Raw genomic sequence first — 25769 nt, 5'->3', positions numbered from 1 at the left:
GGCAAGGAATAAAAGGGCAAATTGGCGACGTGATAACCATACAAAAGTATCTGATTGGGAAGGATGGAGGGGAGAAAGTTAAACACATGTGTGCATAACTAATATCCGTTTTTTAAAAGATCAGCATGGTGGCCTGCGACAGCAAAGAAGGGCTCTTTTTTATTTTTTTGTCCTCAGACGTAATTCATTTTATCTTCACATCTAAAATTTATCTCATTAGCAACAGATTAACCAAACAAGGACGCTGGGCTTTATTTCGTGCGGCTCTCACCACCTCACCGCTTATTGCGATGCTGCTGGTCACCCCCGTATTCCTGGTCAGAAATGTTGATACCAGTCACATGTGGATCGCTTTTCCCGCCGCTACCGTCGGTATATTTATCACCTGGACGTTTCATATTTTCCTCATCGGAAGAACACGCCTGCATAGAACCCGTTTTTTCATTTCTACATTCATTATGATTTCCCTTACGTCTATTACTTATCTAGTAAGCAGGAGACATAATATAAATATATTTTTTTCCCAAACATCCTTCTTCATTTTCAGGATCGTTAATATCATCGCTGTCAATTCCATGGTCTATATTATTTCTGTGGTGATATTATTAAACAGGAGCAAAAAGAAATTAGACATTGAAAATGAACAATTAAAATTCGCCAACCTGCAATCCCGGTATGAAGTATTGCATAACCAGCTGAATCCACATTTCTTATTCAACTCTATCGGTACTGCCAAAGCCCTGATCCGGAAAGATCCCGCCATTGCTGACGAATACCTGGTAAAATTATCCAGCTTCCTGCGCCTGGGCCTGGAAAAAAAACGATCTGATACCATCACTGTCAAAGAAGAACTGGCGCTCTGTGCGGACTACATTGCCCTGCAACAAATGCGCTTCGATACCGCCCTGCAGTTTGACGCACAGATCGACGAGAAATTCCTTAACTATTATGTACCTTACTTCGCCATCCTCATTCTCGTGGAAAACGCCGTGAAACATAATACCATGACTGAAGACGAACCGCTGAAAATATCTGTTACCCATCATGATACTGTTTTGCAGGTAACTAACAATATTCAGCCGCGTTTCTTACTGGAAGCGTCTTCCAAAACAGGACTGCAAAACCTGAAAGAAAGATATCGCCTTCTTTATAATGAAACTGTTACTGTCAATAACGATGGGGAAACATTTAGTGTAAGTATAAAAATGATTCGCAAATGAATGTAGTAATCATTGAAGATGAAAAGAACCTTGCAGAAGAATTACAACATTATATTCTCACCGCCCGCAAAGAATGGACTATCATAAAAATTCTTCCTTCTGTAAAGCAAGCCCTGTCCTGGTTTGAAACCAACACCTGCCAGCTGGTCTTTAGCGATATTCAGTTAGGTGACGGCCTGAGTTTTGAAATCTTTCATCAGCTAAAACTCAATGTACCTGTCATCTTCTGCACCGCCTTTAATGAATACGCCATTCAGGCATTTAAAAATAATGGCATTGACTATATACTGAAACCTTTTGGACAAGCTGCTATCAATGACGCTATCACGCATTATGAAAGCCTGCGCCAGAGCATTTCGCCAGACTATAACACCATTATTAAATTATTGCAGAAACCCACGGCTACTTCCCGGCTGCTGGTGAGCCTGCGGGATAAAATCATTCCCATTAAAACAGAAGATATCGCTTTATTTTACATCCAGTATGGGCAGGTATCTCTCATCGATTTTGAGCAACATAAATATATGATCAGTCAGCCACTCGATGAACTGGAAGCCACCGTTGGCCCCGGCTTTTACCGGGCAGACAGGCAGCACCTTGTGAACAGGAAGGCCATCCGCGATGTATCTCAATCCCTGGGCAGGAAATTGTTACTGAACCTCCTCGTGGAATACAATGAAGCAGTGACCATCAGGAAAGAAAAAGCCACTGAGTTCCTGGAATGGCTTACAAAAGACTAATCCATCCTCCATTTTGTCTAACTCAGCCAACCCGATTTTTACAGTTGCCGATTGTTTTGAATATTTGCTTTCGTAAACAAATGCCTGATGTGCCGGATTTTAATCATTTTTCTCATTAGTTGTAGTCTGACAGCAGGAGCCCAGGGCACATTAACCTTTCGCTCTCTCAATGAAGTCTTTGCCTACGCTGATGCGCATAGTGTCACCTTCAAAAACGCCACCCAACAGGTGCTGATGAACAAATATCAAACCCTGGCGGCAAAGCTGGACAAGTGGAAGCTGAAAGGCGATGCAAACCTGACAAGTACTGACAATACCAAACTGGGAGTCACCTTTATCCCTGCAGAGATCTTTGGAGGCCCTTCGGGAACTTACAGGCAGGTGACCTTTGGCCAGCAATATGTAACCAGCGCTAACTTTGCACCCCAGATAGACATCCTCAATCCCTATTCCATGGCGCAGGTGAGAACTGCCCGCGCCAGCGAACAGGTAACTCATGCCACCAACCTGCTCAATAAGAAAAACCTGTACGAAAGTGTGGCGGGTGCTTATTACAATATCCTCTCTTATCAATGGCAGATCAGGGTTACAAAGAATAGTCTTGATAATGCAGATACCCTCACCACCATCATGGTGAACAAACAGCAGGAAGGCATTGCCAGGCAGCAGGATGTAAACAATGCAAAAGCCAATCAGTTATCGATCCGGGACAAACTGCAACAACTGGAAGTGAACCTGGAAGAGCAATACAGCAGCCTGAAACTACTCTGTGATATGGATCCCAATACACCTGTCGCCATTGAGGAAACTGCTGACCAGGGTAACTTCGATGCCAGTCTTACTGCCACCGGTTACCTCACGCAGTTACAATCAGAGTGGCAGTTAAAATACCAGGAAGCAGACCTGCGGGCCAATAAGCGCTGGTTCCTGCCTACAGTTACGCTCTTCAGCAGCCTGGGATGGCAGCAGAATACCAACAACCATCCTTTTGATGGCAGCAGGTGGATTAACAGCAACTATATAGGTGTAAAAGTGGCCATACCCATCATACCGGATGTAGGTAAGGTGGCCGCTGTGCGCTATGATCGTATCAACGTTGCTGTGGCAAAGAACAATTTTGAACATGCTGCCCGCCAGGATAGTGTGAACAACCAGCAATTGCAGCTGGAATACCAGAAGGCTTTTAAAAGCGCCCGCCTGGCTGGTGAAATTGCTGCCCTCAAAGAAGATTCTTACTACAAAAACCTGAATATCTATAAAGAAGGAATTCTCTCCGCCACCGACCTGTTCACCGCTTTTAACGACTGGCTGAATAACAGTCTGAATGCTGTAGCCCAACAGGCCAACAGCGACTATGCAAAATCAAAGATCATGATTAATAATATTGTCAAATGAACATACAGCAAACTATTGGGATCTTCACTGCATGCCTGATCTTTTCTGCCTGTGGTCAGAAAACCGACCCTGTTAAACCTGCGCACAAAGACCTGACTGAAATGGTATTTGCCTCCGGTGTGCTGGAAGCCGATGACCAGAACAACCTCACTGCGCAAACAGATGGTTATCTCATCAAACTCGATTTTAAAGAAGGTGATCTGGTCAATGCCGGTCAGCTACTGGCCGTAATTGACAATAGTCAGAATATTATCAATGCACAAAGCGCTGGTGCACTCCACAACATTGCCAGGGAGAATACCCTGCCCACAGCGCCTGCTTTGCAACAGATCAGCGCCAATATCACTGCTGCCAGGGAAAAACTGCGGCTGGACCAACTACAGGCAGACAGGTACAAACGCCTCATGGAAAGCAATAGTGTATCCAAACTGGAATATGAAAATATCCAGTTGACACTGGCTACCTCACAGGCCAACCTGAAAGCACTGGAAGATCAGTATAACACACAGCTGGTAGCTGCCAGACAACAGGAAGTAACACAGCGCTCCATGAGTGAAGTGAATAAGGTGATCAAAGGGCAAAACCAGATCAAAGCTGTGATCAGCGGACAGATATACGAGAAGAAAAAACAACTGGGCGATTATGTGCGCAAAGGAGATGTGATAGCGGTGATCGCCAATCCGCACCTCATCTACGCCCGCCTGAATGTAGATGAAACTAATATGGCACGGGTAAAGGTAGGAGAGGAAGCCGCCATTCAGTTGAACACCAACAAAGGGCATATCTACAAAGGCATCGTGCACGAAATCCTGCCATCCTTTGAATCTGCCAGCCAGTCGTTCATCGTAAAAGCATATTTCACAGATAGCCTGGATTTCAGGATCACCGGTACGCAACTGGAAGCTAACATCATCGTAGGTGAAAAGAAAAATGCACTGGTCATACCACGCAGCTTTCTGGCCTACGGCAATAAGGTGAATTTGAAAGGAAGAGGACCGGTAGTAGTGCAGACCGGTGTTATTTCCAATGACTGGGTAGAAGTGACCAGTGGCCTGACAGAAAACGATGAACTGGTACCTGAAAAAAAATAAGTGATGAGATACCGTCATAATATCGATTCCGAGATCTCCATGACCTACATCGTCACCAAGAAAAGGTTGACGTTGGTAGCGGCATTGGGTGTGACGATCGGGATTGCCATTTACATCTTCATGAACTCGATGATGGTGGGCTTTGACAAGAAATCGTCAGAGCTGGTATTTAGAAGTACTGCCCATATCCGGGTGTATAAAGATGAGGTGATGAGCCTGCCTTTGCTGGCAGAGAAAGGGAAAAATATTCCTGTGATCATTAATCCCAGTGTAGTACCTGAGAGTGACAAGATTGTGGATCCTGAGAAGATTATTTCCCTGCTGGTACGGCAGCCGGATGTGACGCTGGTTACGCCCCAGGTCACCGTCAGTGTGTTTTACAATAATGGTAAATCCCAGATCACCGGTAGTGCTTATGGTGTAAGGATTGCTGAGGCTGATAAGATGTTCGACATTGCGGCTACTGTGGTGGAAGGTTCTATCCAGGACCTGAAGAATACGCCGAATGGTATACTGCTGGGTGTAGGCATTGCAGCCAAAATGAGTGTGCGGCCGGGAGACAATATTTCCATTACCTCTTCGCGGAATGTGACCAAGGTGATGAAGGTGGTGGGTCTATTTCAGTCCAACAATTCCCAGATTGACAAGACGAAATCCTACATAAATATTAGCGCTGCCCAGCAACTCCTGCAGGAAGGGCCTGATTATGTGAGTGATATCAATGTTTCGGTCACCAACCCGGATAGTGCTCCTAACTACTCAGCAAACTTTTCAGCTCTCACCGGCTACAAAGCGGAGGACTGGAAAGCGGCCAATGCCACCCTGGTGGCGGCTGCCAATGTGCGCCGGATCATGATCACCGTGATTTCCCTTTCCATCCTGCTGGTGGCGGGGTTTGGTATTTACAATATCCTGAATATGACTATCAGCCAGAAAATCAATGATATAGCCATTCTGAAGGCCATGGGGTTCAGGGGGAGTGATGTAGTACGCATTTTTGTACAGCAGGCCATGATTATCGGGATGATTGGGATTCTGATCGGGGTATTGCTGGCGGCATTCCTGGTATTTCAGTTGTCCCGCACCTATGTGGGCGGGGATATTGGTTATTTTCCCATTCACTTTGAATGGCCCGTATTTTTCAGGGGGCTGATATTCGGACTGATCGTGACCCTGGGTGCAGGGTATATTCCAGCCCGGAAGGCGGCAAACGTAGACCCGGTATCTATTTTCAGGCGGTAAAAATTACGACTATGCAAAGAGAGCTCATGCTGGAAGCGGAAAAGATCGGGAAGTATTTTTACGACCCGGTAAAATTTAGGGTGCTGAATGATATTTCTTTTAAAGTTTATAGAGGAGAATTTGTAACATTGGTAGGTAAATCGGGGAGTGGAAAGTCCACTTTACTGTATATATTGAGCACAATGGATACTGATTATGAGGGTAAATTGCACATCCATGGGGAGCTGACCACCGGCCAAAAGCAAAATAGCCTGGCCGCCCTGCGGAATGAGAAGATTGGATTTGTATTTCAGTTCCATTATCTTTTACCCGAATTTAGCTGTCTGAAAAATGTGATGATCCCGGCATTGCGGTTAGGAAAGTATTCCAGGCAGGAAATAGAGGAACGGGCTTACCAGAAACTGACCCTGCTGGGGCTGCAGGATCAGGCACTGAAACCGGCCTCCAAGTTATCAGGAGGGCAACAACAAAGGGTCGCCATTGCCAGGGCGCTGATTAATGATCCCCTGATCATAATGGGGGATGAGCCGACAGGAAACCTTGATTCAAAGAATTCACAAATCGTATTTGACACATTTAAACAACTGGCGCACGAATATAACCAGACGATCATAGCAGTGACCCACGACAATGATTTCGCAGAACGCTCTGACCGTACAATTGAAATGCAGGATGGCGTAATCGTTTCTACCGCTAAGGAGTTTGGGAAATAGGAGCTGCAACAGGAAGCCTTGAAAAAATAAACCCGATAGGTAATACTTCCGGACGCGGATGTACTACCCAAACAACGAATATGGTTAAGTCTCTTATCACTACCTGTTGTGTGTTATTGTCATGTTTGGGAGCGATTGCACAGGCGAAATTTACTATCAGCGGAACCATCAGATCAAAAAAAACGGGGGAAACCATCATTGGTGCTACTGTGCACGTAGCGGGTCAATCCATCGGAACTGTCAGCAATGAGTACGGTTTTTATTCCCTTACCCTGCCTGCAGGTACCTATACCATAGAGTTCAGTACCGTGGGTTTGCAGCCGGTACAGGAGGAGGTGGCGCTTACACAGCATACGGTCAGGAATATTGCGCTGGACGATGCTGCACAATCATTGAAGTCAGTGACGATTACAGCGAGTGGCAAGCAGCGTAATCTGAATACCCCCCAGATGGGTATGGAGCAGCTGACTACAAAGGAGATGAAAAACATTCCGGTACTGTTGGGGGAAAAGGATGTATTGAAAACGATTCAGTTACTACCGGGTATTAAATCAGCCGGCGATGGTAACAGTGGCTTCTATGTGAGAGGTGGTGCGGCAGACCAGAACCTGATTTTATTGGACGAAGCACCGGTGTACAATGCTTCACATCTGTTTGGTTTCTTTTCTACATTTAATTCTGATGCCATCAAGGATGTGACGGTATATAAGGGAGGCATGCCGTCTCAATACGGTGGCCGGCTCTCGTCTGTACTGGATATTAAAATGAACGACGGAAATAACCAGGAATATAACGTGAGCGGCGGCATTGGGTTGATCTCTTCCAAAGTAAATATCGAAGGCCCTTTGCAAAAGGATAAATCTTCTTTCCTCGTTTCTGCCAGAAGAACCTATGTGGATCTTTTCCTGCGTTTGTCTAATGACTCTTCTATCAAAAATAACAGCTTATATTTTTATGACCTCAATGCCAAGCTGAATTATCAGCTGACCAAACGGGACCGCCTGTTTGCTTCCGGGTATTTTGGGGCTGATAACCTGGTAGTGGGTAATAACTTTGGTTTGAAATGGGGAAATGGAACGGGTACCCTGAGATGGAATCATATTTACAGTAGCAAAATGTTTTCCAATACCTCACTGATTTTTAGCAATTACAATTATAAGATCAATGTAAAGAGTGGCGCAAATGATGTGAACATCTTCTCGCAGATCCGTGACTGGAACCTGAAGGAAGAATTACAATATTATATCAGCCAGCGACATAACCTGCGTATTGGTTTCAATACGATTTATCATACCATGCGGCCCGGCGAAATCACTTCTACACAGTCGTCTAATTTTAATTCATCACGGTTACAGCAACGGTATTCCTGGGAGAATGCGGTGTATGTATCTGATGTATGGAAGGCAACGAATAAACTGGATTTGTCTTATGGCGCACGGCTCACTGCATTCAGCATACTGGGTGGCGGTGACTTTTTTAATATAGATGCCGATGGGAATATACTGGATACCTTACATTACAAAAGCGGGGAGTTTGTAAAAACATATATCAACCTGGAACCCCGGCTGGCGGTCAGTTATAAGCTGACAGATATTTCTTCTGTAAAAGCTTCTTATGCACGGAATGTGCAGAACCTGCACCTGATATCAAACAGTACCTCTTCCAGTCCAACGGATCGTTGGGTAGCGAGCACAAATATTATTAAGCCTGAAATATCTGACCAGGTTTCGTTGGGGTATTATAAAAACCTGGGTGGGAATAAGTATGAGTTAACGGTAGAAACATATTATAAGACCATGCAGCACCAGATCGATTACAGGGATGGGGCTGACGTGCTGAATAATGATGCTATAGAAACGCAATTGTTATTTGGGAAAGGGCGTGCATATGGCATAGAGTGGTTGCTGAAAAAGAAAGCAGGTAGGTTAAACGGGTGGGTGAGCTATACCTTGTCAAAAACACAGAGGAAAATAGACGGAATTAATAATGGGAATTGGTATAATGCGAGGCAGGACAGAACCCATGATATCGCAGTGGTAGGTATGTACCAGTTGAATGACAAATGGTCGCTGAGTGCCAGCTGGGTCTATTATACAGGAGATGCGGTTACCTTTCCGAGTGGCAAATACGTGATCAATAATACGGTGTATTATTACTATACGGAACGAAATGGATATCGTATGCCGGCGTATCACAGGCTGGATCTGGGAGCAACAAAACAGTTGCACAAACGGGGCAGGTATTCTTCAGAACTGGCTTTTAGCCTGTATAATGCGTATGGCAGAGAGAATGCGTATACCATTACATTCAGGCAGAGCAAGGATGATCCAAATAAGACGGAGGCCGTGAGAACGTCGTTGTTTAGGTTTGTACCTTCTATTTCATACAACTTTAAATTCTAGTGAAGATGAAACAGTTGTTGTATATCGCGATCGTAATAGTTTGTTTTAGCGCCTGTCAGAAGGTGATAGATATTGATTTGAATAATGCGGCAAAGAAATATGTGATAGAGGGGATTGTAACCGACCAGGTGAATGGGGTGAGTGTAAAAATTTCACAGACGAAGAACTTTGATGAGGGGAATGCATTTGAAGGAGTGAGTGGCGCCACGGTGACTATTACAGCAGACAATGCGGTGGAATATGAGTTGCAGGAAACTGCTACAGCAGGTGTGTATACCACCACGGGATTTAAAGGAAAGGTAGGGCATACATATAGTATGTATGTACAGTTGGGAACAGATACATTCACGGCTGTGTCCACCATGCCGCATGAGGTGTATTTTGATAGTCTGAACCTGCAGACCAGGGTCGTGTTTGGAGAGAGCCGGCGGGTACCGGCGGTGTATTATACAGATCCGGAGGGGAAAGGGAATTCTTATCATTTTGTGGAGTGGCATAACGGGGTGCAGGAGAAAACAATATTTGTAAGGAATGATGATAATACAGATGGGAAGAATTTGAGTATACAACTGGTATCGTTTAGCAGTGATAGTGATGACGAGGATAAGCAGATTAAAACAGGAGATACCGTAAAGATAGAGATGCAGTGTATAGAGGCTGCTGTATATAAATATTGGTATAGTCTGGACGCAGGTGCGACAGGAGAGGGGCAGAGTGCTACGCCGGCAAACCCGGTGACGAATATAAAAGGGGGAGCGCTGGGATATTTTAGTGCACATAGTGTGCAGACAAGGTCGATTATTGCCGATTAGGGCAGAAAAGTCTAACATGACTTTTATCATCCCCCCGTAACGTAGATTTAGTAGCTTTGAGCCGTAATAATTCATCGCGCCAATGAACGATTTTTTAGCGGCCAGATCACAAATGGCCTTATCGTTAGGTTTTCATATTGTTTTCTCCTGTATAGGCATGGTTATGCCATTTTTTATGGCCGTAGCCCATTTCCTTTACATCCGCACAGGCAATGATGTCTATAAGAATATCACCCGTGCCTGGAGCAAGGGCGTTGCCATCTTCTTCGCCACCGGAGCCGTTTCCGGTACTGTACTTTCATTCGAACTCGGCCTTCTCTGGCCGGAATTTATGAAGCACGCCGGCCCTATCTTCGGCATGCCCTTTTCTTTAGAAGGTACCGCCTTTTTCATCGAAGCCATCGCCCTTGGTTTCTTCCTGTATGGATGGGGGCGATTCAATCCCTGGTTCCATTGGATTACCGGCGTAGTGGTAGGCATCAGTGGGTTAGTGTCCGGTATCCTCGTAGTCGCCGCGAATGCCTGGATGAATAGCCCTGCAGGATTCGATTTCATTAATGGACAATACCTGAACATAGATCCTATCAAAGCGATGTTCAACGACGCCTGGTTTTCACAGGCACTCCATATGTGCATCGCAGCATTTGCCGCCACCGGTTTTGCGGTAGCCGGCATTCATGCCCTCATGATCTTAAGAAGACGAAACATCGCTTTCCATACTACCGCTTTCAGAATACCTGCGTTATTTGCCTGTGTTGCAGCACTACTGCAACCGCTGAGCGGAGATATTTCGGCAAAGGATGTAGCCCGCAGGCAGCCCGCTAAACTGGCGGCTATGGAAGCCCATTTTAAGACAGAAGCAGCGTCTCCGTTAGTGATTGGTGGTATTCCTGACCCGGTAGCGAAAGAAGTGAAATACGGGGTTGAAATACCCGGTTTACTGAGCTTCATGGTGCACAGTGATTTCCATACCCCTGTAACTGGGTTGGACCAGGTACCTGAAAATGATCAGCCACCCATAGCGATTACCCACTACGCTTTCCAGGTCATGGTTGGATTGGGGATGGTGATGCTGTTAATAGCCGTCTGTTACTTTGTAGCCATCTTCAGGAAAAAGAGCTGGCTTAGAATGCCCTGGTTGCTACGCCTGTTCGTCATTGCCACCCCGATGGGATTCATTGCTGTAGAAGCCGGATGGACGGTGACAGAAGTGGGCCGGCAACCATGGATTATCAATGGAGTAATGCGTACTGCTGATGCGGTGACACCTATGCCGGGAATTGTGTATTCTTTCTACATCTTTACGGCAGTGTACATTTCATTGTCCCTGATCGTGACTTTCCTGTTGTACAGACAGATTCGGATGGTACCTGAAATTTATGATATTCAAACTCCTGCTTTATGATATTTGTAGTAATGGCTTATTTATGGGCTGCCATCCTGTTGTATATATTGCTGGGCGGAGCTGATTTTGGTGCAGGGATCATTGAATTATTTACTTCGGAAAAGAACAAGGCATATACCCGCAATACTATGTACCAGGCCATTGGGCCTATCTGGGAAGCAAACCACATGTGGCTGATCATTGCCATCGTGGTATTGTTTGTAGGCTTCCCGGAAATATATACAACTGTATCTACGCATCTGCATATACCGTTGGTGATTATGCTCTTTGGCATTATTGCCCGTGGTACAGCATTTACATTCAGGCATTACGATGCGGTGAAAGATAATATGCAGAAGGTATACAACCGCATCTTTGTATATTCCAGTTTTGTGACGCCTTTCTTTTTAGGCGTGATTGCAGGTAGTGCAGTATCTGGCAGAATAGATCCGGGAGCGAACGATTTTCTCCATGCATATGTATATACCTGGTTCAACTGGTTTTCTGTAACAGTAGGATTTTTTACAGTAGCGATCTGTGGTTACCTGGCAGCTATCTTCATTATCGGGGAAACGAATGATGATAACAGCCGTGTAAGATTTATCAGGAAGGCCCGGCAGATGAATGTGGCGGCTGCGGTTTTCGGGGCATTGGTATTCTGGGCTGCACATGCAGAGAATATTCCTTTGGACAAATGGATGTTTGACAACCCGATTGGGATTATTGCCATCATTGCAGCGGTATTATCGCTGGTACTGTTGTGGTATTTGTTGTTGAAAAAAGGAAAGGTTATCATCATACGTGTATTGGCTGGTTTCCAGGTTACGATGATCCTGCTGGCGATTACGATCCGGCATTATCCGAATATTGTGATCCTAAAGGGGGGTAGGTATTTGTCTCTGCTGGAACATGCCGGGCAGGAGAAGACGATTCATTCACTGGCAATGGCTTTGTTGCTGGGGAGTATATTGATATTGCCTGCGTTGTTCTATTTGTTGTATAGTTTCAGAAAGAGCGATGCGATAGAACATTAAAAAAAGAGAGGGACAATGGTGAAATGTTCCTCCCTTTTTTAATGCTTACTTTTCACTGAAATTACACCCCGGATGTCTCTTTATTAACCCATCCAGCTCCAGTTTCAATTGGGAAACATTATTTTTTCCTATGTTTACCTTTACATCTTGCAGTTTTAGACGACCTATTGCTGCTTCTACTGTTTCTTTATCACTATTCTGAATATTGATCTTTATAGTTTGATCTCCTCCAGTTACAAAATTCATGATGCCAAACCGTAACGTATCACCCTTTTCTCCCAATACGAAAATATAACCCGGTTCATTCGTTGGTAATTGAATGCTGCCATCTTCTTTCTTGAAAAAGTAAAAATAACTACCATTTGATGAAATATTACCTGGCTGAATTATTTTCCAGGAAGGAATAACCATCACCGGATAAAGTGTGGGAGAGGTCAATCCTCCCAGAATGACTTTCAGTGTTGAAGATCCGACCTGTTGATTTTTTGACAGAAACAGATCTACATTGAACCATCCAAAGGCCGAAATTTCAAATGAATAATAAACTGATGGTGGTTGTATTACGCTATTTGAGATGGTTGGCATGACGGTATTTGCTACGTTACCTTTGGAGCTATCTGTCAGTCCGCCGTCCATATAATGAAGGGAATCGGCCAGTTTCCGGATATAATCACAACTATCGCAGGCCGTACCGATAGCATATTCAGCGGGCATGCACCCCAATTTATTCATTCCTTTCTCATGTATATACTTGTATATATCGTCAAGATCTTCTTTCGTCAAGGTCGGGAAAGCCGGCATTGAAATCCTGTATTCATTGTAAATACAGGCAGCCTGTGGATACTTATTAATTGCCGCAGCCATATTTTTCGTGAATTCGTATACCGCTGTGGTGTCATTTTTCCAACGTTGTATCGCACCAAAGAGTGGTGGCCCGACAATTTTTTTAGTAGTGTTGTGGCAGGGGGCGCAATTATTTTGAAATAGCGTTTTCCCATTTGCGAGTCTGGTATCAGGCTTGCTCACCTCAAGTGGTTGAGGGGCTACCCAGTTGATAGCCGAATCTTTCACCTCACCTTTGAACAGCTGCATACCTTCCCGTATATCATCAGCAGGTACAATCACTTTAACAGGTTTTAATATCTTCACATCCTGGCCAGCCATGGGAGCGATGTACAGCATGCCTCCACTGGCCAGCAGTTCTCCATTGCTAAGCGTATATAAGCCGGCAGCAATCATTTCCTCCAGTTTGAGCGCTTCCTTAATTTCCAGTTTTACTGAATCTCCATTGGCATTTTTTAATGTATTCGCTGGTACCTGGATAATGATACCACCGGACAAACGGATGTAATTATCCCTGCTGGTACTGATAGTAACCAGTTGTGTGGGAAGGTTTTCAGCTTTTAGTTTTCCGTTAAAAGTAGCAATTTGTTTATTGCTGCTGCAGGCCGACAAAAGCAACAGGCTCAAAAGTAGTATTCGTTTCATAGGTGCCCTAAAGCTATAAAAAAAGCTTCTGCAATTTGCAGAAGCTTTCAACATTTTTACAGGAACATCCCGCCACTCGCCTCCACGCGCTGGGCATTTACCCATCTCGCCTGATCACTACACAGGAATGCCACAACCTCGCCTATATCCTCCGCTACACCAGCCCTGCCCAATGCTGTATTGGCAGCCACCATTTGATTCAGCGCTGCATTGTCTCTCACCGCACCACCGCCAAAGTCTGTCTGTATCGCACCCGGAGCAATCGTGTTCACACGAATCCCCCGGCTACCCAGTTCCTTCGCCTGGTAGCGGGTCAGTACTTCTATTGCACCTTTCATGGCTGCATAGGCAGAACTACCCGGCAGTGTAAAGCGTGCCAGACCTGAAGATACATTGATAATTACACCACCATCAGCCAGCAATGGCAATAACTTCTGTGTAAGGAAAAACGGTCCTTTGAGATGGATATTCATAATCTCATCAAACTGGGCCTCTGTAGTTTCTGCAAAACTGGCGTGCAGTCCAATGCCAGCATTATTAATCAGATAGTTGAATTGTGTAGCCTGAAAAGTGTCTTTCAGTACAGCTGTAAATGTAGTGATGAAGTTGTCAAAAGAGCTGACGGTCGCCGTATTCAATTGTAATACTGCTGCGCGTTGTCCTGCTTTTTGTATTTCAGCAGCTACCGCGTCTGCTTCAGTTTTATTACTGTTGTATGTGAGGATAATATCCACGCCTTTTTTTGCGAGGCTCAGTGCCATATCCTTTCCTAATCCACGGCTGCCGCCGGTGATAAATGCAATCATGATGTCGATTTTTGTTTAACAAAGGTATCAACAACCAGGCCGGCGAAAATGATCAATGCTTCAGTATTTTGCTTTTGCGGTATTGTAATGGGGTTATGCCTGTCAGATTTTTAAAGAAACGGTTGAAGTTGGTCGGTTCCCGGAACCCGAATATATCCCCGATATCAGCTACGCTGAGTGCAGTCTCTTCCAGCATTTTCTTCGTTTCCAGGATGAGGCGGTCTTCCATGATTTCACATGGAGAGGTATTCAATGTTAACTTGATCGTGTTTGTCAGGTGCACCGGCGCAATGTGCATGCGGGCTGCAAAGTCACTGGGTTTGTAGCGATCTTCGGTCCGGCCCTGTAGCAGGTCATCCACATGTGCATCCACCAGTTGCATAAACTCGGCCGTGATCTCGTCCTTGCGCGATAGTATTTTTTCCGGAATAGGCATGCTACAAAGTTATATATTTGTCAATCATGAAGCACGCTTTTCTCATCTTAGCCCTGGGGATATGCTCCCTCCATACCTTTGCCCAACAAACCGATCCACCGATAGGTGATTTCCGGACCGTTATCGGTCAGCAGGTGCCTTCCTTTTCCTTTGAGCTGGAAAAAGGTAAAAAAGCCAATATCAGGGATTATAAAGGTAAATATGTACTGATAAACTTCTTTGCCACCTGGTGCCCGCCCTGCAACCAGGAATTGCCCCTGGCGCAAAAGCAGATCTGGGAAAAACACAAAGACAACCCTAAATTTGCCTTTATCGTATTCGGCAGGGAAGAAGGTTGGGAAAAACTGGACCCTTTTAAAGAAAAGAAAGGATTTACCTTTCCCCTGTTGCCTGATCTGGACAGAAGTATCTTCTCCCTGTTCGCACCCAACGGTATTCCCAGGAATATAGTAATAGATCCTGCAGGCAAGATCATCTATCAGAGCTTTGGTTATGAAGAAGCGGAGTTCGAAAAACTGGTGAAACTGATCGACAGCAAATTATGATCTGTATTTATACCAGGATCCGGTATTAAACAACAATACATTTTCTCCTTCCTGTATCCATCCATCTGCGATCAGTCGCTGCATGCCCATATAGGTAGCACTGCCTTCAGGCGATAATAACAATCCTTCTGTACCCGCAATACTGCGCATACCGATCGTGATTTCAGTCTCCGTTACGGTGAGTGCTGTGCCATTGCTCTGGCTCAATACATCCATCATCAGGTCTTTGGCAAATGGTGTAGGTACTGCCAGTCCATAGGCAATGGAGGGCGTAGCACTGAAATCGGTAGGTATTGCTCCCTGCCGGAATAATTGCACCACCGGGTCACAATTTGCAGACTGTACCACTACCATGCGGGGCAATTTGCCCGTAAGCCAGCCCAACTGCTTCATTTCTGTAAAGGCTTTCCACATACCAATCAACCCTGTGCCGCCGCCGGTAGGATAGATGATCACATCAGGCAACTGCCAGTGCAATTGCTCGGCAATCTCGTACCCCATAGTTTTCTTGCCTTCCAGTCTGTAAGGCTCTTTCAGTGTAGACATATCAAAACCACCGGTTTGTGCCACCAGTTGTTGGGCACGCCGGCCACAATCGCTGATCAGCCCATCCACAAGAATGAGCTCTGCGCCATACATCCGGCATTCCGTCTGCAGGGTGAGGGGCGTATGGCGGGGCATGATCACGGTAGCTTTTATACCCGCTTTGGCACAATAAGCACTGAGTGCCCCACCGGCATTGCCCGCCGTGGGAATGATGCAATGGTTGATACCCAGCTCTTTGGCTTTGGAGACCGCCACGCTGATACCCCTGGCTTTGAAGGAGCCGGTGGGGTTCACGCTTTCGTCCTTGAGCTGGATATTCACATCATGTTGATTGCTAAGGGTAGAGAGGGTATACAGTGGGGTACCACCCTCACCGAGACTCACGATGTTTTGTTCTTCAAAAACGGGTAGCAACCGGCTGTATCGCCAGATGGTGTGGTAATTGATGTCTAAAACCTGGTGCAAAGGCTGGTCCAGCCTGTAGTGGGTAAAAAGCGGTTGATTACAGCAGGTAGCGTAGGATTGTACATCCCCGATGTTGTATAACCGGCCACAACGAGGGCACTGTAGAGCCGTGGCGAGCGAGGTGCTGTGTTGGGTTATATGCATAGCCTTGATTGGGGTGTGGGTAACAAAGGTAGTATCTTCCGGCTAAAGGTATGCTTTCCGACTGCAAATTAATTGCTGTTGATACAAAAAAAGGAGGGCTTCAGGCCCCCCTCTTTTAAGGAATAATATCGACTGTTTCTCCCGGTTGCCAGTATTTATCTTCCGGTTGGTAATACAGGTAACCTGCGCCTGCTTTGCCCTGGTACGAGCCGGGTACATCTATTTTCAGGTCCAGCGCTATTTTCTTCGTCTCCTTTGCATCCATGCCTCTCCAATAGAATACCAGGTAGTTGTCAAAGATTTCATAATATGCTACCTGTTCTTTGTCCATCAATTCTTTCAATTGCCAGGGTTGTACGGATAACCCGCCCGGAATGCCGATTTTTACTACAGCCATACCTTGTGCATCGCGGCTGGTATTGGTAACATTGAGATTCATTCTCACTGTTTCACCCACCTTCACGTTGTGTGAACCAAGTGTGGTCTGGAATTGTAAAATAGCCTTATCACTGGTAGGCGGCGTATTGGTAAAATAATCACAGCGGAAAGTATAAGGTATTCCTTCCCGGCTGCTGTATTTCACGGAGAAATTATTCTTGTTATTTGAAGCCAGGTGGAGGGTGGATACGCTTACGCCCGGCTGTATAGCATGTCCATTCAACATGAAAGTTCCCTTATCGTCTGATCCTGATTTTTCCATATTGCTGTAAGCAACCATCGCTGACAATGCCATAATTGTACTTTGTGTGGAACCAAATCCATAATAACTCTTTTTGCCAAGGATGGCGGAGATCAGTTGCGCGATCCGCGCCTTACGGGGGGCAGGCTCGCGCATCAGGGCCATAGCATATAGGGACATTGTTTCAACGTATAGGGATATGCCTTGTGAACCGACTACTGTTGTGCGGGCGGTTAACTGGCCATCTTTGAAAAGCTTATCCAACCTTTGCATCAGGTCATTGAAATCATCCGTTTTATGCAGGTTGTCTGCCGCCAGTGCCATGATCGCCAGTTGATAACCATCATTGCTGTTTTGCGCGGCTTTCAATGTTGTGGCATATTCCAGCGAAATCCGTTTACCGGCATTTGTTTGCGACAGTGCGTATACAATATAGGCATCGGCAACTTCAGGTGGTACTGCGCGGAACTCATCCAGTCCTCCCTTTGTTGGTTTGAATGCGCCTCTGCCATCACGATGGTCCAACAGGAATTCTTCTGTTCTGCTCAGCATACCATCGTCTACAGATATAAACTCCTTCATGGCAGTAAATTCCAGCAATCCATATGCAGTAAGTGCCACGTGTGCAGGAGACCTCCCAAACCATTCAAATCCATTTTCTTCTGTCTCAAACTTTATGAGTCGCTCGTATCCCTTTTCCAACAGTGCCCTTGCCTTCTTTTCCAGTTCATAATCGCGGTTGGCGGCATTTTTCATCAATTGCAGAATGAGGATATTTGGATAGGTGCTGCTGGACGTTTGTTCAAAACAGCCATGTGGTTCACTAAGCATACTCTTCACACCATCCATGAGTTGCGCACTCACGGTATGTAACTCCAGTGACATTTCCGGATTGAAATACCCGGAGACGTCTGAAAAAGTAAAGGACGTATCCATTGGCTGATTACCGGAAAAGACCACGTGCATGGGGAATGCTTTTTCTTCGGCAGTAAATGGCAGGAAGATAGTCTGGTTATTTACATGGATCCGGATATTGCCAGCCATCGCATATTTGGGTTTTACCGCGATATACAGCCGGGCATCTCCATTTTTCTTCACTGCCACTTCTTTGAGTTGGGTATCACCCTCCAAACCTAGTGGTAATTCTATATGCACATTTGCAACAATGTCGTTATAGCTGTAGTTCTTCAATACTATTGGAATCTTCACATTGTCACCAGCGTTGATATAAGGCGGAATTTTCGCATCCACACTCAATGCATCGTGTACAGCATAGGTTTGTTCTGCCCTGCCAATAATACCATTGTAGCCAATACCTTCAGTGATAGCCCTAAAGGTCGTATTAGCATCTGAATTATAAAATTCCACACTGGCCTGGCCATTCCTGTCTGTTTGTATGGTGGGGTTCCAGTAGATGGTTTCCCTGAAATCATTTTTTACATCCGTATCCGGTGTAACGTATTTGGGTGTATAAAAAACGGGCACCTGGGAAAAGATCTCGTTGAGGGTAGGCGTTTTAATATTTTTAATGGTATAGTTGTACGTTTTTCCCAATGGAACATGAATCCTGTCTGTATACTTTTTATCTTTGGTTGTAATAAGTATGGCACCATACGCGGCCCTGGAACCAAATAGGGCAGTAGCGGAGGCATCTTTCAATATGGTGATAGATGCTATATCTTTAGCATTTAACAGGTTAATATCGCTTATCTGTATAGGAACACCATCTACCACGTACAATGGACCGATACCAGGACCCAATGTATTAGCTCCGCGAATCTGGACCTTAACTCCATCTCCGGGATTGCCGGTGGCTTGCTGCACCTTTATGCCCGCCACCTTTCCTGCCAATGCTGACGCTATTGAGCCGGGTGTTGTGAGTGCATCCTCTTTTATCGTGGTTACAGAGCCGGTTACTGATCTCCTTGTCTGTGTGCCGTATCCTACCACCACTACCTCATTCAGGCCTTTACTATCGTCTCCCCATTTCGACTCGTTGATGACCAGCGAAGGATAAGCTGCAATACTTTCTTTCAGACCTGTTTTCAGCGGCTTGTACATGCCGGCTTCCTGTTTGTTAAAGCCAATACCATTTTGCGAAATATTGATTTTGAGCGTATCCCTGTGGTTGCCTGCTTCACTCATCAGGCAATATTCAGTGCCGGGATCTACATCAGAAAAAAAGAATTGGCCATTGGAGGTAGTCCGCCTTTCTATACCGGTGTTCATGCGCAGGTTAAACAGGTACAGCTTACTTTTTACAGGCATGCCTTTGTTATCTGTCACTACCCCACTCAGGATATTCAATTTATCAGGCGTAAAAGTCAGCCGGTTCCCGCTGTTCACAATATCAGTGAATACAAAGTACCGGTAACCCTGTGTTAGCATCAGCATGTCCAGGGCACTATCAGCTTTGGGCTCATCCTGTTTAAAATAGAACTGCGGCTCTTCTACTTTACCTCTTAACTCACTGCTCATGAGCAGCCATGAGAGTATGTGATCCTGCTTGTCATCTGCCATGGTCCACAGCTTGTCGTCAATGACTGTGAGAGACATATTTGCCGGTATGGGCAGGCCGCTGGCATTCGTGGTGGTGAGCGTCATTTTTACTTTTTCCCTTGGCTGGTAACTGGTTTTGTCAGTTGTGATGTTTACATGTAGCGCATTGCGTTTATTCAGAAACACAACTCTCTCCGCCACTTTGAGGTGACGGCTGTCACGCAGGGTAAACCTGGCTATACCTGTAGGGAAATCTGCAGTATCGATCTTAATTAATTGTGCACCGCTGTGTAGCGTGGCATTGGTGGTATAATAAACATGTTCCCGCATTGTTCCCGTCAGCGAAATGTCTTCGGCAGCAGTGGTATTCACTTTGGCATACAGTTGCCCGTTCTTATACAGCATGTTTAGTACTATGCCATTAATGGTGGATAACGGTAATGGATATTTTTTATTCGATACGAGTGCATAATATTTTCTGCCTGCAGCAGGTGTAAATGGTATGCTGCCCATACCGCCGTGATAACTTGCAAATGTAGCCACCTGTTGATCTTTGTCATCACGAATCGTACCTTTTATAGCTACAGGTTTGCCATATTCGTTGATCGCTTTGAACGCTAATACTGTGGGCAGGCCATCTACAAAGGTACCGCCTTCCGGCATGAACTGAAGGTCAATGTTATTTAGAACAATAGGGATACTCCTGGAAATGGACTCCGTAAATCCGCCATTGGTAATAGTCACATTGAGCAACCCGTCACTCGTACTGAGTGAAGCCGGTAGTACAGCGCAGATCGTTGCTTTGCCCGCGGTATCTGTTTTGAAATTGCCTGCCTTGTACGGCTTACCTTCTATACTGATGGCAAACTGGCCGGTATAGTTTCGTAGCGGTTGATTGTCAGGTGTACGTACTGAAAACTTTGCCCGTATAGTATCTCCCGGGCCATAGCCTTTTTCGGGAAAATCCAGTTTCAGGAGCAACCGGGGGGCAATCACTTTTTGCAGGGTGATAGATTTGGTAAACCATGTACTGTCTTTTTCATTTTGCATCCAGGTGGTATACGCTTTAATTTTGTAAATGCCTCCGGGTAAGTCGCCTGCAAATGTAAAGCCCCCTTCACTATAACCAATGTTAATCTGGTGTTTCAGTTGCGCCAGTACACTGCCTGTAGGGCTAATGATATCTACATTGAGGATCGTACTGGTCAGGGTTGGCGTATTTTTTTGCGCATCTACTACATATGCTTTATAAAAGAGTGTTTCACCCGGTACAAAGTAAACGTGGTTGGTTTGCAGGTACACTTTTTCTTTTGATGTTGCATAATCCTGCACCTGTGCCTGTGCAGACAGCAGGAGTAAGCAATATATGATGGAGAGTATTGTCCTTTTCATAGTATCAGAATAAAATGGTGGCTTCAATACCAGCATTGGTAGTTGCTGGCAGGTTAAACAAATCGAGGCCGGTGCTGTTACCCTGTTCCAGCAATGGCTGATCCGGGTCCACGCCTTTGTAGGGTGTCCAGATCAGCAGGTTCCGGACAAAAGCCGTTACTTTCAGCTTGTTCACATATCCCCTAAAGTTGTGATCCAGCGAAAGCGATATATTATTGAGGCGAATATAATCTGCACGTGCTATGTAGTGTTCCGCTACAGGTATTTGCGGGGTAGTTCCTGATTTTCGCTGCAGGGCAGAGCTGGCTGAGCGTCCATAGTAATCCAGCATGGCAGCGGTACCGTTCCACTTTTCTCCTCCTTTTTTCCATTGCCAGCTTAAGTTGAGCGAAACTGATTTAATTGTCAGGAGGTTGCTCATTGCCATCATGAAATCCGGATTGGGATTACCTAGCACTCTTAGCTGAGGGTCCACTACAGGATTGCCATCTGCATCAGTCACAACCTGGTGGTTGGCATCGCGCAGGTAAGCGCTGCCAACAATTACATTGGACGGTGCACCAGCTACAACAGCTGTATATACATCGCTGAGACCAGCAGTAGGAGTATAGTTATAGCCATCAGTTACAGACTTAACACGGTTTTTATAAGTGGTGAACGAAAGGCTGTTCCGGATGTATGTATACCTGCCGCCAATCCGGAAACTTTTATTATGTGAGAGTTGTACTTCCAATCCCTTGTTCACATGATTCACCATGTTTTGAAGCAGGATGGTATTATTACTGATGATGGGCAATACATCATGATGGGTGGTGCGTATATAATAGGTGGCATCTATGGCGAAGGTGCCATAAGTAACCTCCAGGTCATTGGACCATTCCTGGTGATGAACCGGCTGTAAACCTGTATAGTGGCTGATTTCCGTTACAGGCAGAAAACCAGGCAGTGTTGTTAGTGTATAATTGAATAGGGTAAGCGCTGCTACAGATTGATTGATGGGTAATTCGCTGTTGAATTGATGCAGCTTTGATATTAATCTCGCCGCAAGCCATTTGTCAGCTACCCGCATTGATTTTTTTCCGCTTATAGCAATGCTGGGCAACCAGTAGCTTTGTTTGTCAGCAGTATTGGAGATATAAGCTTTATTGCCCACTTCCAGGTTAAGATCCCAATATGAACGGGGGGATAGTGCAGCGTTATAAAACAAAATCGGTTCGTGGGTGATGCGCCTGTATTTGTATTCCGGCAGTAGGTGCTGATACCTGATATCAGTACGCGTATTTGCATAATTATAACTCAGGTCAAGCGAAGAACCCACTCTATAATTTAGTATCCGCGGCAAATCATATCTTCCATTTCCTCTTGCCTGAAAAATCAGGTCATTTTGTTGCCTATGGGTCACGCTGCCATCCGGGAACCCCGTAGTACCAGGCGCATAGGCTTCTGTACTGGTAGTACGATGGCTTTGAATGGATGGTATCAGGCTATATTTTATTCGTCCAGTGTTATTTTCAATTTTAAAACTGGCATTGTGGAATCGCCTGTTATAGTCATTATCATGATCCTGTAGCAGAAACAGGGGATTGTCTGCCCCATTGCTATAACTACGTTGCGTATTACCAATCATGGTACCCTGTGCATTCTGAAAACTTACAGGTGTCAGTAGTGCATACTGGTATACCCTGTTCAAAAATCTATTCCGGTTAGCGTAGTCAAAGTGATCTGCTGCATAATCATAGTTAAGGAAGAGTTGCATTCCTTTAATATTATGGCTAAGCGCCAGCCCGGCGTGCTGCCGCAGGTTGTCATTTTGCCTGATAATACTTTTATCATTTTCCTGACCGGCTTTTATTTCCAGTTGCCATTTATTGCCGGTTAAGGGATGATAGGTCACTTTGAGTGAGAGATCGTTAGTCAGGGTCATACCCGTTCTCAGGATACTATTATTATAGACATTGGCAGCCTTGCCGTTGCCACTGCCTTTGGCTACCAGCTGCCCGTTATTATCCCAGGCATAACTGCTGCCATCGTATTCAAGTGTGGAGATAGCAGGTCCATAGCTGAACAGGGTACCTGTTTCCGGCCCCCTATATTGATTATCGAATCCCTGCGCATATTGTTGCTGCAGGGCAGGGAGGCGGCTGGCCCGGCTAACCGCTGCGGAGGTGCTGAAATTGCCGGAAAAGGAGAGACTTCTGACGTTGTTAATTACCAAAATCTGGTTCCGGGTGATGGCTATTCTGCGTATGGAAGAGGGATCGGAAAGATCTCCCCGCACTTGCATCAGATCCTTGTTTGCACTGCCTGGGGGCAATGTAAAAAATGTACGTGGAGTATCTACCTTTCTCACTAGCCGGATATAATCCTCATTTGTCTGGGCGGTTGATAAAACAGGTAGCAATAGCAGGAGTAAAAAATATCTCAAGGTATTCAGTTTGGAGTATGATGCCGGAAAAAACAGAATTGCATAAATGTAGGAAAAAAAAATGCCGCACTTTTCCGGGTAGGGACAAAAAAAACTGCCTGTCGGCTGAACAGGCAGTTGAACTCAAGTTGGGCATTGATTATGATCAGGGCTGTAACCATACTACTCTTACACCTCTGTGTTCGGCAGTTTTATCCATTTTCAGGGTCACAAACCTGCCTTTATCGGTGTCGTAGTCTGAGACGCCCATCACCAGTGGATGGCCGTCATCATCTTTGTTAATATTAAGACCGAACAGCGGTTTGTATTCCGGCAGGTCATTGCTGGCATCACATATATAATAGTATCCATCTGTATCCCTCACGGCGTTGAAACCCTCTGCTTTCCCTTTGGCAGCCTTCTTCATGTTGGTTTCCGTATTATTCAGTGTTACATACACCCTGTCTTTATACTGGAAGCAGGCATAGCCCCTGTATTGTTCTCCTTTAATGAGCGGTTGGGCACTACGGGATACTCTTTCTGTATTGAAAGCAGATATTTCCCAGTTACGCAACTCAGCATGTCTTGGCATCAGGCAGGTGTACTGTGGCTGTCCGTTTACGTCGAATGATTCTACTGCCAGCCAGTCCTTGATGCAATATACATATGAAGCGGCATTCAGTGGTTTTACCTGTTTGCGGGTGAGTTCTTCGTATACAATAGAGAAACCTCCATCGCTGCGAACAAAGATGTTCTGCGGCATACCGGTGTAGGCTCTGCCTGCAATAGCCTTTGTTTTTTCATTGGCTTTGGCCGGGAAGATGTCAATCTCCTGGTCAGGTGTTTGCCTGCTGGGATCTACGAACCCAAAAATACCTGCATACTTTTCTTCGTCGCCAGCTTCTGCATGTGCGTAGCCAATGAATAAGATCTTTTTGGTAACAGGGTTAAATTTTACCAGGCCGCTGTCAATCACTTTTTTTACACCTATATTCAGTTTATCCAGTGTGAGTGTATCGACGGTCCTGGAAAGGGTCGCCATGATGAGCTGACCTTTTTTATCTCCGGCTTCAGTCTGATTGTAAATGTGTGCGAAGAGGCATACTTTCTCATCGCCCATTACAACCATGTCCAGGTAGTTGATATTTTTATAGCGGGTATCGCTGTTGGCATAGTATGCTCTTGAAATCTCCTTGTGATTACCGTTGTACCAGATTACTTCCAGGTTGCCGTTTACAGTCCTGTCATTGTTATGCAGTACTACCAGCGCATAGTTTTCACTGGTTGGATCTCTGCGTACAAAGAAGGAAGTCACAGGCTCGTACTGGGTGATGAAAGGCTGGGCAAAGTAAGCGTAACGGTTAGTCATCGCTATTTTTTCATCTCTCTTGATATTACCGGTATTACCATCGATGACAATGCGGTATAATACAGGTTGCCTGGATTCCACTTCTGAGATAAACAGCACCAGGTCATTGTTGGTCTCGAACAAAGCATTGACACAGCTACCAAGAAGGGTACCAAAGTTTGTACTCAGGTGAGTCTGTGCTTTGGGCTTATTGTCCTCGTCGTAGATGTCTACATAAAGACCATCTCTGCTGGTGACCTGCAGAAAAATGGTAGATCCGTTTTTCATGTGCAGGATGCGGGCATAACCAGAAACCGGCTCTTTGAAAAGAGGGCTTTGTGAAACCGTCGTTAGTTGTGCAAAGGCTGTTGCAGCCAGCATGATTACGAACTGGATAATCAGGAGAAATTTCTTCATTGTTTCATAGGTATATAACGGGGCAAATATAGATAGTTTTATTTAATATGTAAAAGAAAAACGCTTCTGTGGAAAGCAGAAGCGTTTGCTAAAGTGTTATTGTACAAGGATTTCGTCGGTAAATAACCACGATGTGGACCCGACAAATAAATATCCTTCCGGTATGGCTCCAAAGGCCTTGCCCGTTACCCGCACATATCTTGCGTTCCCTTTCACCGGCACGCTAAACTGTTGTAAATAGGGCTCTCCCCGCACATTTTTGTTATTAAAGACCTTGCCAGCCAGTTTAAATTTCTTCCCGTCTTTTGAGGTATATACCGCCACTTCTTTTGGCAGGAAAATACCACTGTTAGGGTCACACAGGAAACTTGCAATCACCCTTTTCATCGGCGTCGTACTACCCATATCTACGGTAGCATCCAGGTCTTTTCCGCTGAATCCCAGCCATTTACCACACTTGAATGCGGTGGTACCCATCCTGCCATCTGTCAGCGAACTATCGCCAGCCGCCGCATACTGGGGAGCATAGGGTTGAGCAATGGTCACCTTTCTGCCCAGGGCGGGGTT

20 protein-coding genes are annotated in these 25769 nt (G+C 45.4%); 11 read left to right on the top strand and 9 right to left on the bottom strand.

All coding sequences use genetic code 11. From position 1 onward, the window contains the following. Positions 1-275: 275 nt before the first annotated feature. The gene (locus ABDW16_RS24255; protein WP_343673362.1) at positions 276-398 is read right to left on the bottom strand and encodes a hypothetical protein; all 123 of its coding nucleotides are present in this window, start codon (positions 396-398) and stop codon (positions 276-278) included. A gap of 177 nt (positions 399-575) precedes the next feature. Between ABDW16_RS24255 and ABDW16_RS24250 the strand changes: the two genes are divergently transcribed. The 10 genes from ABDW16_RS24250 (at position 576) to ABDW16_RS24205 (ending at position 12033) form a co-directional block, all read left to right on the top strand. Next, positions 576-1220, top strand: coding sequence for a histidine kinase (locus ABDW16_RS24250; RefSeq protein ID WP_343673360.1), 645 nt, complete (start codon positions 576-578; stop codon positions 1218-1220). Next, on the top strand, positions 1217-1960 hold the full coding sequence (locus tag ABDW16_RS24245; RefSeq protein WP_343673359.1) for a LytTR family DNA-binding domain-containing protein: 744 nt from the start codon (positions 1217-1219) through the stop codon (positions 1958-1960). The genes ABDW16_RS24250 and ABDW16_RS24245 overlap by 4 nt, the downstream gene beginning before the upstream one ends. An 87-nt stretch (positions 1961-2047) precedes the next feature. Continuing rightward, positions 2048-3355: a TolC family protein gene (locus ABDW16_RS24240; protein WP_343673357.1), complete on the top strand. Its 1308-nt coding sequence runs from the start codon at positions 2048-2050 to the stop codon at positions 3353-3355. Beyond that, positions 3352-4446, top strand: coding sequence for an efflux RND transporter periplasmic adaptor subunit (locus ABDW16_RS24235; protein WP_343673356.1), 1095 nt, complete (start codon positions 3352-3354; stop codon positions 4444-4446). The genes ABDW16_RS24240 and ABDW16_RS24235 overlap by 4 nt, the downstream gene beginning before the upstream one ends. A 3-nt stretch (positions 4447-4449) precedes the next feature. Next, positions 4450-5688: an FtsX-like permease family protein gene (locus ABDW16_RS24230; RefSeq protein WP_343673354.1), complete on the top strand. Its 1239-nt coding sequence runs from the start codon at positions 4450-4452 to the stop codon at positions 5686-5688. Positions 5689-5699: 11 nt separating this feature from the next. After that, positions 5700-6401: an ABC transporter ATP-binding protein gene (locus ABDW16_RS24225; protein ID WP_343673352.1), complete on the top strand. Its 702-nt coding sequence runs from the start codon at positions 5700-5702 to the stop codon at positions 6399-6401. An 80-nt stretch (positions 6402-6481) separates the two neighbouring features. After that, entirely contained in the window at positions 6482-8803 is a 2322-nt protein-coding gene (locus ABDW16_RS24220; protein WP_343673350.1) for a TonB-dependent receptor, read from the top strand. 5 nt (positions 8804-8808) lie between these two features. Then, positions 8809-9615: a DUF4249 family protein gene (locus tag ABDW16_RS24215; RefSeq protein WP_343673348.1), complete on the top strand. Its 807-nt coding sequence runs from the start codon at positions 8809-8811 to the stop codon at positions 9613-9615. 82 nt (positions 9616-9697) lie between these two features. Next, positions 9698-11020, top strand: a complete 1323-nt coding sequence (locus ABDW16_RS24210) for a cytochrome ubiquinol oxidase subunit I (RefSeq protein ID WP_343673347.1) — start codon at positions 9698-9700, stop codon at positions 11018-11020. Beyond that, positions 11017-12033 (top strand): cytochrome d ubiquinol oxidase subunit II, encoded by a 1017-nt coding sequence (locus ABDW16_RS24205; RefSeq protein WP_343673346.1) that lies wholly within the window; start codon positions 11017-11019, stop codon positions 12031-12033. The genes ABDW16_RS24210 and ABDW16_RS24205 overlap by 4 nt, the downstream gene beginning before the upstream one ends. Positions 12034-12078: 45 nt before the next feature. On the opposite strand, the gene ABDW16_RS24200 is transcribed toward ABDW16_RS24205, so the two are convergent. From ABDW16_RS24200 to ABDW16_RS24190, 3 genes are read right to left on the bottom strand one after another with little or no spacing between them, the layout of a single operon-like run. Beyond that, positions 12079-13521 (bottom strand): cytochrome c, encoded by a 1443-nt coding sequence (locus tag ABDW16_RS24200; protein WP_343673344.1) that lies wholly within the window; start codon positions 13519-13521, stop codon positions 12079-12081. Between the two features lie 56 nt (positions 13522-13577). Further along, on the bottom strand, positions 13578-14327 hold the full coding sequence (locus ABDW16_RS24195) for an SDR family oxidoreductase (RefSeq protein WP_343673342.1): 750 nt from the start codon (positions 14325-14327) through the stop codon (positions 13578-13580). A gap of 52 nt (positions 14328-14379) precedes the next feature. Next, entirely contained in the window at positions 14380-14763 is a 384-nt protein-coding gene (locus ABDW16_RS24190; protein WP_343673340.1) for an AraC family transcriptional regulator, read from the bottom strand. A gap of 26 nt (positions 14764-14789) precedes the next feature. Here ABDW16_RS24190 and ABDW16_RS24185 point away from each other — a divergent pair, with 26 nt between their 5' ends. Continuing rightward, positions 14790-15308 carry a TlpA disulfide reductase family protein gene (locus ABDW16_RS24185; RefSeq protein WP_343673338.1) on the top strand — a complete coding sequence of 173 codons (519 nt, stop codon included), beginning with the start codon at positions 14790-14792 and terminating at the stop codon, positions 15306-15308. On the opposite strand, the gene ABDW16_RS24180 is transcribed toward ABDW16_RS24185, so the two are convergent. The 5 genes from ABDW16_RS24180 to ABDW16_RS24160 all read right to left on the bottom strand — a co-directional run. After that, positions 15303-16463 (bottom strand): threonine synthase, encoded by a 1161-nt coding sequence (locus tag ABDW16_RS24180; RefSeq protein ID WP_343673336.1) that lies wholly within the window; start codon positions 16461-16463, stop codon positions 15303-15305. The genes ABDW16_RS24185 and ABDW16_RS24180 overlap by 6 nt on opposite strands. A 115-nt stretch (positions 16464-16578) precedes the next feature. Then, entirely contained in the window at positions 16579-21033 is a 4455-nt protein-coding gene (locus ABDW16_RS24175) for a TonB-dependent receptor plug domain-containing protein (protein WP_343673334.1), read from the bottom strand. A gap of 4 nt (positions 21034-21037) precedes the next feature. After that, on the bottom strand, positions 21038-23458 hold the full coding sequence (locus ABDW16_RS24170) for a hypothetical protein (protein ID WP_343673333.1): 2421 nt from the start codon (positions 23456-23458) through the stop codon (positions 21038-21040). Between the two features lie 145 nt (positions 23459-23603). Then, on the bottom strand, positions 23604-25202 hold the full coding sequence (locus ABDW16_RS24165; protein ID WP_343673332.1) for a hypothetical protein: 1599 nt from the start codon (positions 25200-25202) through the stop codon (positions 23604-23606). 96 nt (positions 25203-25298) lie between these two features. Continuing rightward, the coding region (locus ABDW16_RS24160; RefSeq protein WP_343673330.1) for a discoidin domain-containing protein at positions 25299-25769 on the bottom strand (471 nt) is incomplete at its 5' end.

The sequence above is a fragment of the Chitinophaga sp. genome, assembly GCF_039596135.1.
In the GTDB taxonomy this organism is placed as follows: Bacteria; Bacteroidota; Bacteroidia; order Chitinophagales; family Chitinophagaceae; genus Chitinophaga.
Note: the sequence above shows the minus strand (reverse complement) of the source record. Positions and strands in the feature narration are given on the sequence as shown.